This window comes from Oryzomonas sagensis, assembly GCF_008802355.1.
Lineage (GTDB): Bacteria > Desulfobacterota > Desulfuromonadia > Geobacterales > Pseudopelobacteraceae > Oryzomonas > Oryzomonas sagensis.
The window spans coordinates 762,268-776,043 of record NZ_VZRA01000001.1 but is presented as its reverse complement, the minus strand read 5'-3'; the positions used below and the strand labels follow the sequence as shown (position 1 = coordinate 776,043).

17 protein-coding genes are annotated in these 13,776 nt (G+C 60.2%); all 17 read right to left on the bottom strand.

Features of this window, described 5'->3' with window-relative positions; genetic code table 11:
• Positions 1-28 precede the first annotated feature (28 nt).
• The 17 genes from flhB to fliG all read right to left on the bottom strand — a co-directional run bounded on the left by flhB (position 29) and on the right by fliG (position 13,740).
• On the bottom strand, positions 29-1,102 hold the full coding sequence (gene flhB / locus F6V30_RS03520; RefSeq protein ID WP_151155102.1) for a flagellar biosynthesis protein FlhB: 1,074 nt from the start codon (positions 1,100-1,102) through the stop codon (positions 29-31).
• 3 nt (positions 1,103-1,105) lie between these two features.
• The gene (gene fliR / locus F6V30_RS03515) at positions 1,106-1,900 is read right to left on the bottom strand and encodes a flagellar biosynthetic protein FliR (protein ID WP_151155101.1); all 795 of its coding nucleotides are present in this window, start codon (positions 1,898-1,900) and stop codon (positions 1,106-1,108) included.
• 94 nt (positions 1,901-1,994) lie between these two features.
• Positions 1,995-2,264, bottom strand: coding sequence for a flagellar biosynthesis protein FliQ (gene fliQ / locus F6V30_RS03510; protein WP_149308291.1), 270 nt, complete (start codon positions 2,262-2,264; stop codon positions 1,995-1,997).
• Positions 2,265-2,336: 72 nt separating this feature from the next.
• Complete coding sequence (gene fliP, locus F6V30_RS03505) at positions 2,337-3,092, bottom strand: flagellar type III secretion system pore protein FliP (protein WP_151155100.1); 756 nt, start codon at positions 3,090-3,092, stop codon at positions 2,337-2,339.
• 11 nt (positions 3,093-3,103) lie between these two features.
• Entirely contained in the window at positions 3,104-3,517 is a 414-nt protein-coding gene (locus F6V30_RS03500) for a FliO/MopB family protein (RefSeq protein ID WP_151155099.1), read from the bottom strand.
• Complete coding sequence (fliN, locus tag F6V30_RS03495; protein WP_149308287.1) at positions 3,514-3,813, bottom strand: flagellar motor switch protein FliN; 300 nt, start codon at positions 3,811-3,813, stop codon at positions 3,514-3,516. The genes F6V30_RS03500 and fliN overlap by 4 nt, the downstream gene beginning before the upstream one ends.
• Positions 3,806-4,786, bottom strand: a complete 981-nt coding sequence (fliM, locus tag F6V30_RS03490) for a flagellar motor switch protein FliM (RefSeq protein ID WP_151155098.1) — start codon at positions 4,784-4,786, stop codon at positions 3,806-3,808. Before fliM ends, fliN begins: the two co-directional genes overlap by 8 nt.
• 16 nt (positions 4,787-4,802) lie before the next feature.
• Positions 4,803-5,345, bottom strand: coding sequence for a flagellar basal body-associated FliL family protein (locus F6V30_RS03485; protein WP_151155097.1), 543 nt, complete (start codon positions 5,343-5,345; stop codon positions 4,803-4,805).
• A 153-nt stretch (positions 5,346-5,498) separates the two neighbouring features.
• Positions 5,499-6,383 carry a flagellar hook-basal body protein gene (locus F6V30_RS03480; RefSeq protein WP_151155096.1) on the bottom strand — a complete coding sequence of 295 codons (885 nt, stop codon included), beginning with the start codon at positions 6,381-6,383 and terminating at the stop codon, positions 5,499-5,501.
• 96 nt (positions 6,384-6,479) lie between these two features.
• Positions 6,480-6,866, bottom strand: coding sequence for a TIGR02530 family flagellar biosynthesis protein (locus F6V30_RS03475; protein ID WP_151155095.1), 387 nt, complete (start codon positions 6,864-6,866; stop codon positions 6,480-6,482).
• Positions 6,867-6,874: 8 nt separating this feature from the next.
• A complete protein-coding gene (locus F6V30_RS03470) occupies positions 6,875-7,537 on the bottom strand; it encodes a flagellar hook assembly protein FlgD (protein ID WP_151155094.1) in 663 nt (220 codons plus the stop codon).
• Positions 7,538-7,554: 17 nt separating this feature from the next.
• Positions 7,555-9,585, bottom strand: coding sequence for a flagellar hook-length control protein FliK (locus tag F6V30_RS03465; RefSeq protein ID WP_151155093.1), 2,031 nt, complete (start codon positions 9,583-9,585; stop codon positions 7,555-7,557).
• A 72-nt stretch (positions 9,586-9,657) separates the two neighbouring features.
• The gene (locus tag F6V30_RS03460; RefSeq protein ID WP_151155092.1) at positions 9,658-10,230 is read right to left on the bottom strand and encodes a hypothetical protein; all 573 of its coding nucleotides are present in this window, start codon (positions 10,228-10,230) and stop codon (positions 9,658-9,660) included.
• Positions 10,227-10,670 (bottom strand): flagellar export protein FliJ, encoded by a 444-nt coding sequence (gene fliJ, locus F6V30_RS03455; RefSeq protein ID WP_246163167.1) that lies wholly within the window; start codon positions 10,668-10,670, stop codon positions 10,227-10,229. The genes F6V30_RS03460 and fliJ overlap by 4 nt, the downstream gene beginning before the upstream one ends.
• Positions 10,671-10,693: 23 nt before the next feature.
• The gene (locus F6V30_RS03450; RefSeq protein WP_151155091.1) at positions 10,694-12,007 is read right to left on the bottom strand and encodes a FliI/YscN family ATPase; all 1,314 of its coding nucleotides are present in this window, start codon (positions 12,005-12,007) and stop codon (positions 10,694-10,696) included.
• Between the two features lie 13 nt (positions 12,008-12,020).
• A complete protein-coding gene (locus F6V30_RS03445; protein WP_191965566.1) occupies positions 12,021-12,761 on the bottom strand; it encodes a FliH/SctL family protein in 741 nt (246 codons plus the stop codon).
• On the bottom strand, positions 12,748-13,740 hold the full coding sequence (gene fliG, locus F6V30_RS03440; RefSeq protein WP_149308268.1) for a flagellar motor switch protein FliG: 993 nt from the start codon (positions 13,738-13,740) through the stop codon (positions 12,748-12,750). The genes F6V30_RS03445 and fliG overlap by 14 nt, the downstream gene beginning before the upstream one ends.
• Positions 13,741-13,776: the final 36 nt, after the last annotated feature.

Genomic DNA, 13,776 nt, shown 5'->3' with positions numbered 1-13,776 from the left:
ACCGACATCGCCGGCCCGCCACCGGGCATCACATCTTCCCCTTCAGGCGGTACACATACGCCAGCACCTCGGCAACCGCGGCATACAGCGACTCGGGTATCGGCGCGTTTTCATCGACCTGATCGTAGAGTTCCCGAGCCAGGAACCTGTTTTCCACCAGGGTGACCTTATGCTCCCTGGCGATCTTCTTGATGGCCTGCGCCATCACGTCAGCCCCCTTGGCGATGACCACCGGGGCCAGCATCCGCTCCCGGTCGTACTTGAGGGCCACGGCATAGTGGGTCGGGTTGGTTATGACGACGTCGGCGGTCGGGACGATCTTGATCATCCGGCGCCGCGCCATCTGGTACTGCATCTTTTTGATCTGGCCCTTGATCTCCGGCGAGATGTCCTGCTCTTTCGTCTCTTCCTTGACCTCCTGCTTGGTCATCTTGAGATTGTCGATGTAGCGCCACTTGACGTACATCAGGTCCAAAACGCCGAGAACTATCAGGACGCCGCAGGCGTGGGTGATGATCTGGAACGCTATATGGCCCACATAGGTGATGATCGCCTCGATGTCGGCCTCGGCCAGAAACGCGATGTTCTGGCTTTCGTCCTTCATGACCCGATAGGTGACGTAGCCCACCACCAGGAGCTTGAGGAGCGACTTCACCATCTCCATCAGCGCATCCTTGTTGAAGAGCCTGCCGAAGCCATTCAGCGGGTTGAGCCGGGTGATGTCGAACGCAAGACGCTCGGTTTGAAACTCGAACTGCCCGTTATCCTGGATGATATTCGCCAGTATCGCCGTGACGATGATGGTGACCACCAGGGGGGTGAGCAGCATGAGCACCAGCGCGAAGAGCTTGAGCGAAAGCGTGTACATGTTGGACTCGGTCAGATCGAAGGTGCCCATGGTACTCAGGATTGAGACCATGTGCTTTTTCAGGCCGTCCATCATGTAGCTGCCGAAGATGTAGAGGCTGACAATCCCGGACAGCAGTGTGAGCGAGGAGGTGAGCACCTGGCTTTTGGGCGGCGCCCCCTTTTTCCGTGCTTCGCTGAGCTTTTTTGCCGTCGGTTGTTCTGTTTTGGAATGCTTGTCGGAATCTTCCGCCAGGCGTCATCCCCCCTTTGCCATCAACCTGAACAGGGTATCGATCTGCCCCTTCAGGTTGCCGAATGACACCTCCAGAACGTGGAAGAAAATCAGCAGCGTCCCCCCCATGATGAGAAAACCGAGCCCGATGTTCAAAGGCATGCTGACGATGAAGATATTCATCTGCGGGAAGGCCCGCGCCATGATGCCCAAGGCCACGCTGGCCAATAGCAGGGCAACCATGACGGGCGCCGCCAAGCGGATGCCGATCACGAAAATATCCGAGGTCCGCTGGACCAGAAAGGTGATCACCCCGCCGGTAAGATGCCAGCCCCCTATGGGGATGACGCTGAAACTGTCGACGACGGCCCGGATGAAGACATGGTGAACGTCCAGAGCCAGAAAGAGCAGCGTTGCAAACAGGCTCTGCAGGACGGACATGATCTGGACCTGGGTTCCCATGGCGGGATCGAGAATCGAGGAGATCGTCAGCCCCATCTGCATGCCGATGATCTGCCCGCTGAACTCCACGGCCACAAAGACGATCTGGGCGATAAACGCCAGCGTGAGCCCGACCATGACCTCGCTCAGGGCGAGAAGCCCCAGGGTGAAAAGGTCCGTGGGCATGGGCGGCGGCGTTATCTTCAGGACGGGAAAGCACACCAGCGTGATCATGAAGACCAACAGCGCCTTGACGTTCATCGGCACGCGGCTGCCGCCGAAGAGCGGCAGCGCGGCAAAGATGCCGGCAACCCGGCTCAGCACCAGGGCGAAGACGATCACGTCACGCAGCGAGGGAAAGGGGAGCAGCGGCAACATGCCCTAATCCCTCGCCTGCAGCCGGCGTGCCCCGGGACCCGGCTGCCCCGGGCTCGCCACGGGCAACGCTCCTTGGTAGCGATGCGTCGCCACGTCAGTGTCGCATTGTGGCGATGAAGGAGTACACCTCGCGGGTAAAATCGCTCATATAGCTCATCATCCAGGGGAAAAAGATTATCATGGCGACCATCACGGCGATGATCTTCGGGGCAAAGGTCAGGGTCGCCTCGTTGATGGAGGTCACCGCCTGGAAGATGCTTATGAGCAAGCCCACCACCAGGCTGCCAATCAGGAGTGGCGCAGCCAGGAGGAGCGTCGCCTCGAAGCTGCGGCGTGCGAGCTGAACGACAAATTCGGGTGTCATAGAAACCTCTGCGGGGGGCCCGGGAGAAGGCGAAGGTCGAAAGCGGCCACAGCCGTGGCCCGAGCCTGTGTATTATCCAAAACTCTTCACCAATGATCCGATTACCAAGCCCCAGCCGTCGACCAGCACAAACAGGAGAATCTTGAAAGGGAGCGAGATCATGACCGGCGGCAACATCATCATGCCCATGGACATCAAGACCGAGGCCACCACCATGTCGACCACGATAAAGGGGATATAGATCAGAAAGCCGATCTGGAAGGCGGTCCGCAACTCGGAAATCATGAAGGCCGGAATAATGGTCAGGGTCGGGATGTCGTCCGCATTCTTGGGGCGCGGCAGCTTGGAGAGACTGACGAACAGCGCCAAATCCTTTTCCCTGACCTGGGAAAGCATGAATTTGCGCACCGGCTTGACGGCTCGCTCCATTGCCTGATCCTGGGTAATCTGCTGGGCCTTCCAGGGCTGGTAGGCCTCCTTGTTGATCTGCTGCCAGACCGGGCTCATGATAAAGAAAGTCAGGAACATGGAGAGCGCCAGAATGACCTGGTTGGACGGCGCCTGCTGGGTCCCCATGGCGGTGCGCACGAAGGAAAGCACGACCGAGATGCGGGTGAACGAGGTCGTCATGATCAAGAGGCCCGGAGCCAGGGAGAGAACCGTCAACAGCAGGAATATCTGGATGGTCATGGCAACGTCGCCCGGCTTGCTCGCCGTACCGACGCCGATATTCAGCGAGGGGAACGGCAGCGGCTCGGCCGCCAGGGCCGTGGCGGAGAGGAGCACCGCCAGGGCGGGGACCGCCAGGAAACATACCCTTTTCGTCATACTGTTCATTTTCATGATCGTAGCCTGTCCAAAATCCCCGCAAAGCCCTTTTCGGAGCCTTTACCCTCGGGTATGACCTCTATTTCCTCGAGCATGTCGATCTGCTTGATAAGGCTGAGACTGTCCTCGGTACACGACAGGAGCAGATACTCCCCGCCCACCTCGACAAGTATGAGCGCCTTTTTGGGGGCGATGTAGCGGCTTTCCACCAGGCGGATGTGCTTTGTAGCGGACCGGCCAACCGTAGCGCCCCGGGTGAACTTGTTGAAAACGTGCCACGTAACGAGGATCAGGCCGATAACGACGGCCAGGGCGGCGATCATCTGAAGAAAGCTGGAGAAAAAACTGAATTCCTGTCCGGTGGTGCTTTCGGCGCAGGCGAAGGATGGCAGGCAGAGGAGCAGTGCGGCAACCGCACCTCTCACAAAATTTTCTCCACGCGCTCGTTGGGGCTGACGATATCAACCAGGCGCACGCCGAACTTGTCGTTGATGACGACCGCCTCGCCCCGGGCCACCAGCTTGGAGTTGACAAAGATATCCAAAGGTTCCCCCGCCAGTTTGGTCAACTCCACCACCGCCCCCTGGTTAAGCTGGAGAACGTCCTTGACCAAAAGCTTGGTACGGCCCAGTTCCACGGTCACCTGCAAGGGGATGTCAAGGATGAAGTCGAGGTTCTTCCTATCTTGTTCCGGCTCGTTCTCTTCAGGCTTGTCACTCACTGCTGCCCCCTTTTATCTTGGTGATCTGTATCGCTTTGTTGCCATGGCGGATGCCGGGAACGCAATCGTATTTCGGCATCCCTTCAACCTTGACCAGCAGTTCGCTTGAACAGGGTTTGTCCAACATGATCGTATCGCCCGCCGCCAAGTCCAGCAGTTCCCGCAGGGAAATATTGGCATTGCCCATCTCCACGGAGACCTCAAGCGGGGCCTCGAGGATTTCGGACGAGAGCCGGTACGACCATTGCGGGTCGATGGCCATCAGGTCGAACTGCATGCCCGCCTTGAGCTTTTCCCGTATCGGATCGATGGTCATGTAGGGGACGGCGAACACGACGTTCCCCACGGTTTCTTCGATCTGAATCTTGAGCGACATCGCCACGATCTGATACTCGGGCGGGACGATGTTGACCAGGCGCGGGTTCATCTCCATGCGCAGCAGGTTCATGTGGGTCGCGTAGAGCGGCGCCCAGGCCTTCTCGAAATCCTGCAGGATGTCCTTGGCGATCTTTTCGATCAGCCGCACCTCGATGGAGGTGAAAAGCCGGTTGCCGACAGGCCCTTTCGAATTGCCGGTCCCGCCCAGCAGGCTGTCGACCAGGGCCAACACCAGCGGGCTGTCAAAGGCGATCAGCGCCGCCCCCTTGAGCGGCTCGATCTTGAAGATGGCCATGCACGCGGGTGACGGCAGGGTCTGGAGAAAGTCGTCGAACTTGTAAGAGCGGGCGCCGACCTTCTTGATCTCGACGACCTTCCTCAGCCGGTTGGAAAGGGTGACGCGGTTATAGCGGATCAGGCTGTCGTAGACGATATCCAGGTTGGGGACGAACCCCTTGTGGGCCTCCGTGTTAAAGAGGTCGTAACTGACGGCAGTCCCTTCGGTTTTGGCCAGTTCCTTCTCCGGCTCGATCCTGCCGTCGAAGACGGCGTTGAGGAGCGCCTCGATTTCCGCTTTTGTGAGGATTTTTTCCATAATCGGCGGCGCTGCCCTACTGGACGACGAAATCGGTAAAGTAGACCCTGGCGATCTTGCCGGGCGGGAGGACCTTGTTTATCGCTCCCAGGATCTCATCCTTGAGTTGATTTTTCCCCTGCACGTCCTGGATGTCCTGGAGGGTTTTGGCGCTCAGCAACACCAGGATCGCATCCCTGATGGGCGCCAGGCGCGCATCGATCTCCGCCTTGACCCCGGCCCCGACCATCTCCATCTCCACCTTGACCTTGAGGTAGCGCAGTTCCTGGCCGTCGTAGATATTGACAATGAACGGTTCCAAGGGATAGATGTTGCTGGCGGCCGCGCCATCCTTGCCGCCCGCTTCGCCGCCTTTGGCGCCCTCGGCCTTGGTGTCGGCCTTGCCTTCGACCTTGGCCTCATCCTTGCTCTTATCCTTCTTGTCGCCCTTGCCACCCAACATGAAGACAACGGCACCCAGGATAACCGCTACTGCAACGGCAGCCCCGATGATGATAAACAGCTTGTTGTTGCCGCCTCCGCCTTCCGTTTCAACAGCAGCCTGATCGTCCTTGGCCATCTTCTTCCTCCGTGCGCATCAATGCTGATTCCAGTAAAGTGGAACGTCGTATCTTTATTAAAACTTATTGCATGCCAATGCAACCAATTAAACCGGCCTCAAGGCGCGTCCCGCTCTTGCGGGACGCGCCTCGGTGCCCGTGCCGATGCCTGTTTACTGTTTAAGGTTCAACACTTCCTGGGTCATCTGGTCCGCCGTGGTGATGGTCTTGGAGTTGGCGGAATAGGCCCGCTGGGTGGTGATCATGTTCACGAACTCCGTCGCCATGTCCACGTTGCTGTACTCGAGGTCGTTGGAGAGGAGCTTTTCGCTGGTGCCGTTGGCACTGGCGAAGACGCCGGTCGCCGGAGTCGTCGGGGTACCCGAGGCGGCGGTCAGCGTGAAGAGCGTCCCCCCCTGCTTAAGCATGCCCTGGGGGTTGGGAATCTTGGCCTCGGCCATCTTCACCGCCGTCGAGGCGGGTGTCGGGGCAACGCCCGCCCCGGCATAGGGGAGGGTGGCCGTATTGCCGTTGGCGTCCGCGTACAGCAGCGAGAGGGTGCCGGTCGAGTCTATGGCGGAAACCTTCTGGAACTGAAGGGTGTTGCCGGCGGCGTCCGTTGCTGTCTGACTGAACACAATGGCGTTGCCGGCCGTATCGACCACCTTGTAGCCATCGGGGTTCACCAGGCCGAAGCCGGTGCTGTCGAGCCGGAAGGAGCCGGCCCTGGTGTAATATGCCGTCGAGGCGGTAGCCGTGGTGGCATTCGGGCTGGCCAGTACGAAAAAGCCGTCACCCTGCACGGCCACGTCGGTGACGTTCGTGCTGCTCTCGTACGACCCGGCCGAGAACAGGTTGTCGATCTTCTGCACCTTCACGCCGGTGCCGATCTGGGAATTGTTGCCGACGTTCAGGGACAGCATGTCGGAAAAGAGCGTACGGGAGTCCTTGTACCCGACGGTGTTGACGTTGGACAGGTTGTTGCCTATGACGTTGATGGCATCGGCGTTGGCCAGAAGGCCGCTGACGCCGGTAAACATTGCGGATGTAAGACCCATGGTGATGCCTCCTCTATTCTTTGTGGGTTTGGGTGAAGCGCGTCAATCGGTCGGCGCTTCGGGGCTTCCTCAAGGAGGTCCAGCCCTGTTTCGTTGTCAGATGATGACTGCTGAATCGATGTTCGTGAACACGTTGCCCTGCATCTGGTTTCTGTCCAGGGCGGTTACCACGGTGCGGTTCGTGATGCTCACCACCAGTGCCGCATCCTTCATCATGACCAGAGATTCCTTGCCACCCTTCTGGGCTACATTGTTGACGGCCCCTTCAAGGTTGGCGATGTCGTTGGCGGAGAGGACGATGTTACGCGATTTGAGCCTCTCCTGGGCGTGTTGCGAGAACTTTACCCCTTGGCTCGGGAGTTTTCCATCCAGTACGCGGGCAAACGAAGAATCCGCAACCTGTCCGCTCGTCGGTTTCTGCGGCTGGGGGCGTTCTTGCCTTCCCGGCTGGACGGGGTTTGGGAAAAAAATCTGGTCTACCATTTTTCTGGTTACACCCCCTTGACGCTGAGGACATCGGACAACGCCACGGACACGGAGCCGATGGTGAGGGCTGGGACACCGTTGACAAAGGCCACGCCGTTAACCGTCCCGCTGGTGTAGGGGGTTGCCGTTACGGCAGAACCGCCGGCCGACGTGCTCGATACGGCAAAGGTGTAGGCCCCGGCCGGGAGCAGCGTCCCGCTGTTGTCACGTCCATCCCAGGTAAAGGTGTTATCCCCCGCGGACTGTGCCGCGACGGTGGCGGTCCTGACCGTTTTCCCCGATGCATCGGTGATCGTGACGGTGGAGGATGCCGAAGCGCCGGCGAGGTTGTACTGGAGTGTTGCCGCCGATGTTCCGTCGAACGCTACGCTGTTGCCGTTCGCCTTGACCGTTTTGCCGATAAACGACACGCTGTTCATGCTGGTGGCGTTATTCTGGGCCGTCAGCAGGCTCGTCAAATTCGTGTTCGTATTATAGGCCTGTTCCACTTGCGACATCTGGGCCAGTTGTCCCAAAAATGCCGAGGAATCCTGGGGTGACAAGGGGTCCTGGTTCTGCAGCTGGGCGATGAAAAGTTTCAGGAAGTCCTGGCCGGTAAAACCCAGGTCTTTTTGCATTTGGACCGCGGCCGACGAGGTAGTGGTTGTTGAAGTGACGCTACTTACCATTGAAAATCACCTCTCTTTCAAAAATGAAGATCGACCATCGTGTGCCGGGATGGCGTTTGATATGCCAGCTGGCTTGAAACCGCCGTTGCTGTATCCGGCAGGCGGTAGCCGCCCGACGACAGCCAGGCGTTTTGTTGTTTCTGCTCGGCAAACTCGCGCCAGGCATTCTGCTGTTGCCCCTGGCCGGGGTTGCCCGCTCCGCCACGACCGGCGGTCGACACGTCAAAGGACTCCATGCTGATGTTCTGCCGCGCCAACGACTCCTTGAGCGAGTCGGTATTTTGCAGCAGGGTGTCACGCACCATCCGGTTTTCCGCCACGATCTCAACCTTCAGGCGTTGCCCGTCCATACTCATGTTCACCCGCAAGTCGCCGAGATTTTCCGGCGAAAGCTTCAGCACGATCTGGTCGGTGCCCGTTTTGATCTCGTGGTTCGCGAGACGGTCCTTGACCTGCTGCATGATCTGCTCGGAAAGTACGGGCCGCTGCCCGCTGTTTTGGAGCGGAGCAGCGATGTTGCTCGCTACGCTTGCGCCTTCGACCTTCCCTTGTTGGTGCACCGCGGCGGTCTGGAACTGACCGTTGGTAAACTGGTCCGCCGCACCTTTCTCGCCGCCGTTGCTGAACTCGCCGCCGGTCGGCGCATCGCCGGGGGATTGTGCCGCGTCAACCGAGGCGCTTTCCACGGCCTTTGCCACCGCCTCGCGCTCGACACGCGCCTGGGCGGTCTCTCCTCCAAGCTCCGCACTCTTTTTCCCGGCCTCGGGCACGACTCCGGTATCGGCCGCCATCCGTGTTTGTTCACGGCTGGTACGGGCATCGGCGGTTGCCGCCGCCTGGTTCGGCAGCTGCACATCCGGTGCCGCCTTCCCTGCGGTGGCCGGGAGCGTTTCCGTTGCCTGCGCATTCTGCGCCGTCGGCGCCGCTGGAACTGTTTTGGCCGGTTCCGGCGCGCCGCCATCCTTCTGGGTGGGGCCTCCCGCCAGCGCAGCCTCAAGAGCGGCTGAGCGTGGCAGGATCACTGCCTGCTGCTGTTCCACAGTCACCTGCGGTGATGGTGCCGTTTTGACCTCTGCGGCGACCTGCCCCGGCGTGTTCGAGCCGGCACGGGTGAGCGTCGCTTCACCGGCAGTCACGGTCTGACCGTTCGACGCCGTGCCACGTTCTGTGGCAAGGTTGCCAACGCTCGTCGTCGAAGCGTTTTGTTCTGCAGCTGCCATAACCGGCTGTGCTGCCGCCGGCTCCGTCGGTAAAGCGTGCCGGGGGGCTCCCCCCAACGTGGCTGAAAAGTCTGGCAACCGGCTCTTCGCCGGAACCGCCTGGGAGGCCGTCAGCGATTCCGCATCTCCGGCCGGCTTCTGCCCGCCGTCGCTTCCTGCGGCCAACGCCCCCGGGATAGCCATGGCGCCGCCATCGGCTGCAACGGCACTTTCCGCCACCAGCGCTGCGACATTCGGCTGGGCAGCCGTGCCGTCGGCCCCCGGCATGCTGCTGCCGTTCGTCCGAATCGGCAGGGCCGGCTGGGTCCCGCCTGTCGTTGTGCCAACCTCCGGCACCGGCGCCGCAGCAGTCTGCTGCATAACCGTGCCATCCGCTTGCAGCATTCTGCTGCCATTCATCTGAACCAGCAGGGCCGACTGTATCCCGTCTGCATTCAGCGCCACATCCTGTGGCTTTGCGGCCGAAGTGCCAGCCGACGGCACATCGGTAGTGGGCTCCGCGCCCGTTGCAAGCGGTTTGGCGCTCATATCGAGCGTCGCGAGCAATCCCGCCATCAGCCCGCTCATGCCATCCTGCGCGACCGTCGCCGCATCGGTCCCGCCATCCTTCTCCGGCGGCACCGACGCCGGAGCGCCTGTGCCGGCGGAAGCGGACCCCGCCCCTTGAGGCGCCTTCTGGTCCGTCATCCCTTGCAGCACCCCGGCGAAATTGCCGCCGGCCTGCCCCTCCCCTTCCGGTAACCCGGTTGCGGGAGAAGCCAGCTGCATGGCGACCAGCGTTGCCACAGCGGCACTCGCCGGCATCATACTCATCTGTCCTGTATCCATTTTCGTTTCACCTCCCTTCTCGCGAGATTTTTTACAGGCAGGGACAGTTACGTGCCCATAAAAGCCGATTCCTTATCTTCCCCGAAGATTTTCACTTATCCACTTGACGACCCGCGGCTGGTTGATGAAAGGGGCCAGTTTCGCCACCGTTTTCGTGTCCAGCCGACTCAGCAACGCCAGGGCCAGGTCTTCGTGCAAGCTGTCAATGTATTGGCCGGCCTGTTCGCCACGCAGGGTCTTGAACAGTTTGACCATCCTCTGCATCTTTTCGTCCTGCGTTTTTTTCTGGGCCGTGGAGCGCACCTTCATGCTCTCATCGACCCTCTTTTTGCTCTCCTCCAGGGCCTTGACCTGGGCTTCGAGCTTGGCGCTGAGTTTTTTCAGCTCCTGTTCCTTGGCGGCCAGTGCGGCCTCTTTCGTCACCAGTTGCTGGCGGCGCGCATCCTGGATGGCTTTTTCCTCGCGGGCGGCACGGGAGGCGCTGAACGTCTGATCCTGCGCAGCTTCTTTCCCCCCCCCTGCTCCCCTCCTGGCGGAGCTCCCGCTCTCGGCCCCGGCCCAGGGGGGCTCCAGGGCCACCATCCCCACCACCAAACCGGCCACTACCGAAACCCTTGTCAATAATCTGGCTGGACGGAACATCACGGTTTGTTACCCTTTTTCTGGATGGATATTTCGTCCAAAAACGCCTGTTCCTTATGGTCCATCATCCGTTTGAACTCTTTCGCCTTCTGTTCTTTAAGCGATTCCAACACTTTTTTGTCCTTGGCCGCAGCCAGTAAAAAATCTCGCCGATCATTCATGATGGTGCCGAGTTGATCGAGCCGTTCCTTCTGCTGCTTGATGTCCTCACGCTTGCGGGCAAAGAAGTCGGCGTACATGCGCATCTCCTGGATGCTTTCCAGTTCGCCCTGGCGGTGGCTGAACTCCTCGGCAAGAGTTGCCACCCGTTCTTTTTCCCGTTTGAGCCGGTCGCCCGCATGCTCGAAATCACGCTTGGCCGAGGCAAACTCCTGCTTGCGCATCTTTTCGATTTCGCAGCGGTAGTGGAGCACCTGCTCCAGTTTGAAGCCATTGCCTTTCACGAACGCTCACCTCGGTCTGCCGCTCAGGCCTCAAAGAGCTTCTTGAGGCCCTGGACCGCATCGAACATGGACACCGGGTCCTGGACGGCCTGCTTGAGATAGGTCACCATGCCGTCATAGCGTGCTACAGCATAATCTATACCGGGATTGCTGCCCGCCTTGTAGGCCCCGATATTGATAAGGTCCTCGGACTGGCGGTGCGTTGCCAGTGCTTCCTTGAACTTGCCGGCCAGGTCCAGGTGCTCGCCGGTGGTCACATCCGCCATGACCCTGCTGGCGCTGGCCAGCACATCGATGGGCGGATAGATGTTGCGCGCCGCCAGGCTTCGGGAGAGGACGATATGACCGTCCAGGATGCTGCGCATGGCGTCCGATATCGGTTCGTTGAAATCGTCCCCCTCGACCAGCACGGTGTACAGGCCGGTGATGCTCCCGTCGGGGAAATTGCCGGTGCGCTCCAGCAGCTTGGGCAGGGCGGCAAAGACCGACGGCGTGTAGCCCTTGGTGGTCGGCGGTTCCCCGATGGCCAGGCCGACTTCGCGCATGGCCATGGCAAAACGGGTGGCCGAGTCCATCATCAGCAGCACCTTCTTGCCCTGTTGCTGAAAATATTCGGCGATGGTGGTGGCGATATAGGCGCCCCGCATGCGGACAAGCGGCGGCTGGTCAGAGGTGGCGACCACCACCACCGTTTTCTTGAGCCCCTGCTCCTGGAGGTCCTTCTCGATGAACTCCCGCAGCTCGCGCCCCCGCTCGCCGATCAGGGCGATCACGTTGACGTCCGCCTCGGTATAGCGGGCGATCATCCCCAAGAGTGTCGATTTCCCGACGCCGGAACCGGCCATAATGCCGACCCGCTGCCCCTGGCCGCAGGTCAGAAGCCCGTTGATACTGCGGATGCCTAGGTCGAGCGGCTTTCTGATGGGGGGCCGTGTCATGGGGTTGACCGGCGTTGCGTAGATCGGGTACTCCTCCTCCACCCTGATCGGTCCCTTATCGTCTATGGGGTTGCCGAGACCGTCGATCACCCGGCCCAGCATCAGCGGTCCCACCCCCAAGGTGGCGTTTTCCCGCCGGACGGAGATCAGGCTGTCCAATCCGACGCCCCGCAACTCTCCCAACGGCATCAGGAGGGTCTTGTTGTTGCGGAAACCGACCACCTCCGCCGGAATCGGGTCCCCGTTCTGGGGTTTGATCTCGCAAATGGCCCCGACCGACGTATCCGGGCAATACCCTTCGATCACCAACCCGACGACCTGGGTGACCTTGCCGTGTAATTTTACCGGCTTGACCGATTCCAGGGCTGTCCGGTATTTCTTCAGGTTGAGGTGCGACATGCTCTCCCCGGCCTCAGGCGTCGGGAGCCGAGGCCCGGCTCCGCTCTTCGAGAAGGCGCCGATAGATCTCGTCGAGCTGGCCATCAACGCTGGCATCAATGGTGCCCATCTCGGCATCTATCTGGCAATTGCCCGGTAAAACGGCCGCATCGGCCTTGAAGTTCATCCGGTCGCTCTTCAACTCCTGCTGGAAGTAGCCCCCATGGCCGCTGGTAATCAGCGCATGATCGTCAGGGTTCAGGCGCACCGTTACCATGTCGCGTTCGGAGAGCCCCGCAATGGCCGATTGGACCACATCCTCGAGGATGGAGCGGTCCATCTTGACTTCCCGCAGAATCACCTTGCGGGCGACCATGATGACGAGCTTGAGGAGTTCTTCCTCCGACTCCCGCAGAACCTTCTCCCGCAGGTCGCGAACCCCTTCGGCCGCGGTCCTGAGCGACCTGAAGACGTTCACCAGGCCGCGTTCGGCCAGGTTTTTACCCTCCTGGAGGCCGCTGTTGAAGGCATCGCGGAGCTGTTGGTCCAGTTCCTCCTCGGTCATGGCCACCCCGGCGGGCTCCACAACCTCCGGGGCCGCTTCGGGAGACGGGGCAACCGGTGCCGCGTCGATCTCCGATGAGTCGAAGAGCCCCATGGGCACAAAGCCGGTTTCATGGGCAGCGCCGTGCGCCTGGCCGACCTGGCCGAAGGCGTAGTCGGTGACGACGATCCCTTCCGTTTGCGCCGCTTTGAAGATCTTAGACGAGGACATCGTCTCCCCCACGGCCGGCCAGCACGATCTTGCCTTCCTCTTCCATCTTGCGCACAACCTTGATGATTTCCGACTGGGCCTTGTCCACATCCGAGAGCCGCACCGGCCCCATGACCTCCAGGTCCTCCTTGATCATTTCCGCCGCGCGGCTGGAGATGTTCTTGAAGATCTTGTCCTTGACCTCGTCCGGCGACGTCTTCATGGCCAGGGTCAGGGTGTCGTTGGAGACCTCGCGCATGATGGCCTGGATACTGCGGTCATCCAGCTTGAAGATGTCTTCGAAGGTAAAGAGGTGCTTGCGGATGATCTCGGCCAGGGGGGGGCTGAGCACATCCAGTTTGTCGAGGATCTGCTTTTCCTTGCTGCGGTCGAAATGGTTGAACATGTCCACAACCTTCTCGACACCGCCCACCTTGTAGCGCTGAACGCCGCCCATGGACTTGATTTCCCGCCGGATGACGTCGTCGATTTCCTGGAGGATATCCGGCGAGACCTGCTCGACATCGGCAATCCGCAATACGACTTCGGCCTGAAGTTCCTGGGGGAGAAGGCTGATGATCTCGCTGGTCTGCTTGGATTTCAGCTTGGCCAGGATGACCGCAACGGTCTGGGGATGCTCCTGGGACAGGAAGTTGGCGATACTCTTGGAATCCATATTGCCCAGGATATCCACCAGATCGCCGTAACTGGAGGCCTGCAACTCCTCCATGAGCATATCCGCTTTAGCGGGGCCAAGCGCCTTTTCCAGGATCTTGCGGACGAACTCTTCACCCTGGGAGAAAATTCCCGCCTCGGGGTTGATAACGCCGGTGAAATCCTCCACCACTTCCATGATGGTGCTTCGCGGCACATGGCCCAAGTGGGCCATGCTCTTGCTGATCTTCTTTATCTCGTCGTCATCCAAATGCTCGAACACCTTGCTGGTAACCTCGTTGCCAAGGTAGAGCAGCAGGATGGCAGCTTTTTCAGACCCCGTCATGGACCCTGTCATGAATACACCCGTTCATCGCTTGAA

Coding starts and splice junctions, on each gene's coding strand:
- fliR (WP_151155101.1), bottom strand. CDS start 1,900: ATGTTGCCGCTGCTCCCCTTTCCCTCGCTGCGTGACGTGATCGTCTTC.
- fliQ (WP_149308291.1), bottom strand. CDS start 2,264: ATGACACCCGAATTTGTCGTTCAGCTCGCACGCCGCAGCTTCGAGGCG.
- fliP (WP_151155100.1), bottom strand. CDS start 3,092: ATGACGAAAAGGGTATGTTTCCTGGCGGTCCCCGCCCTGGCGGTGCTC.
- fliM (WP_151155098.1), bottom strand. CDS start 4,786: ATGGAAAAAATCCTCACAAAAGCGGAAATCGAGGCGCTCCTCAACGCC.
- F6V30_RS03485 (WP_151155097.1), bottom strand. CDS start 5,345: ATGGCCAAGGACGATCAGGCTGCTGTTGAAACGGAAGGCGGAGGCGGC.
- F6V30_RS03480 (WP_151155096.1), bottom strand. CDS start 6,383: ATGGGTCTTACATCCGCAATGTTTACCGGCGTCAGCGGCCTTCTGGCC.
- F6V30_RS03475 (WP_151155095.1), bottom strand. CDS start 6,866: ATGGTAGACCAGATTTTTTTCCCAAACCCCGTCCAGCCGGGAAGGCAA.
- F6V30_RS03470 (WP_151155094.1), bottom strand. CDS start 7,537: ATGGTAAGTAGCGTCACTTCAACAACCACTACCTCGTCGGCCGCGGTC.
- F6V30_RS03465 (WP_151155093.1), bottom strand. CDS start 9,585: ATGGATACAGGACAGATGAGTATGATGCCGGCGAGTGCCGCTGTGGCA.
- F6V30_RS03450 (WP_151155091.1), bottom strand. CDS start 12,007: ATGTCGCACCTCAACCTGAAGAAATACCGGACAGCCCTGGAATCGGTC.
- F6V30_RS03445 (WP_191965566.1), bottom strand. CDS start 12,761: ATGTCCTCGTCTAAGATCTTCAAAGCGGCGCAAACGGAAGGGATCGTC.
- fliG (WP_149308268.1), bottom strand. CDS start 13,740: ATGACGGGGTCTGAAAAAGCTGCCATCCTGCTGCTCTACCTTGGCAAC.